This is a genomic window from Corallococcus llansteffanensis (assembly GCF_003612055.1).
Lineage (GTDB): Bacteria > Myxococcota > Myxococcia > Myxococcales > Myxococcaceae > Corallococcus > Corallococcus llansteffanensis.
The window spans coordinates 1-1257 of record NZ_RAWB01001037.1; the positions used below are offsets into that span (position 1 = coordinate 1).

Genomic DNA, 1257 nt, shown 5'->3' on the forward strand with positions numbered 1-1257 from the left:
GTCCTCCCGGTGCGCCCACCGCCGGCCCTGGCGCGGCGCCCACCGCCGGACAGGCTCCTGGCCCGGCACGGCCCCCTGTCGCGGGCCCGGGCGCCCGCCCTGGCCCGCCCGTCGTCGGGGCTCCATCCACGCCCCCCGCGGCATCGGCCCCGGCGCCCGGCGCGGAGGGGCTGCCCGCGCTGCGCCAGCTCGCCGTGACCCTGAAGGGACAGAACCACTTCCAGCGGCTCGGCCTCACCGAACAGACGGAAGGCAGCGCGGTGAAGATCGCCTACTTCCGCCTCGCCAAGCTCTACCACCCGGACACCCTGCCCCCGGGCGCCCCGCCGGAGCTGGAGAAGCTCCAGGCGGAGGTGTTCGCGTACATCGGCGACGCGTACCGGACGCTCACGGACGACAAGAGCCGCGCGGCCTACCTCGAGGAACTCAAGAGCGGCGGAGGCGGCGACGGCGTGGACATCCACGCCATCCTCGAGGCCGAGGAGCTCTTCCAGAAGTCCTGCATCCTGGTGAAGGCGCGCAAGTACCCCGAAGCGGTGAAGATGCTCAACGACGCCATCGCCCTCAACGCCGAGGAGCCGGAGTTCTTCGCCTGGCGTGGCTACGCGCGCTTCCTCGCCGCCCCGGACAAGAAGGCCGCCCAGCCGGAGGCGTTCCGCGAAATCCAGGCCGCCATCAAGCGCAACGAGCGCTGCGCCCCCGCCCACTACTTCCTGGGGGTCATCGCCAAGCTGAGCGGCGACGTCGCGGGCTCCCTCAAGCACTTCAAGCGCACCGTCGAGCTGCAACCGGACCACATCGACGCGATGCGGGAGGTCCGCATGGCGGCCCAAAAGAAGTAGGGTGCGCCCCTTTTCGCGGATCCCGGTCCTCCCAACGGCCCGGCGCCCGCGCCCTTCTCAAGGAGACACCCCATGCCCCTCACCGGGAAACAGCGCCGCCACCTGCGGGCCCTCGGCCACCACCTGGAGCCGGTGGTCATCGTCGGCCAGTCCGGCGTCACCGACGGCGTCATCTCCGCCGTCGAGCAGGCGCTGAACGACCACGAGCTCATCAAGGTCAAGATCAACGAAGGCCCCGACGGCCGCCACGAGGGCGCCGACCGCCTCGCCGAGGCCACCGGCGCGGAGCTCGCGCAGCTGCTCGGCCGCACCGCCCTCCTCTTCAAGAAGCGCAAGGACAAGTCCCGCTTCGAGGACATCCTCAAGGGCCCCCACGAGCCCAAGCCCGCCCCCAAGACGGAAGAGAAGCCGAAGC

The 1257-nt window shown here is 71.5% G+C and carries 2 protein-coding genes; both read left to right on the forward strand.

What is annotated here, in order from left to right:
- The coding region (locus D7V93_RS43125; RefSeq protein WP_147451688.1) for a DnaJ domain-containing protein at positions 1–842 on the forward strand (842 nt) is incomplete at its 5' end.
- A gap of 72 nt (positions 843–914) precedes the next feature.
- Positions 915–1257 (forward strand): ribosome assembly RNA-binding protein YhbY (gene yhbY, locus D7V93_RS43130; RefSeq protein ID WP_120648684.1); only part of this gene is annotated, 343 nt, incomplete at its 3' end.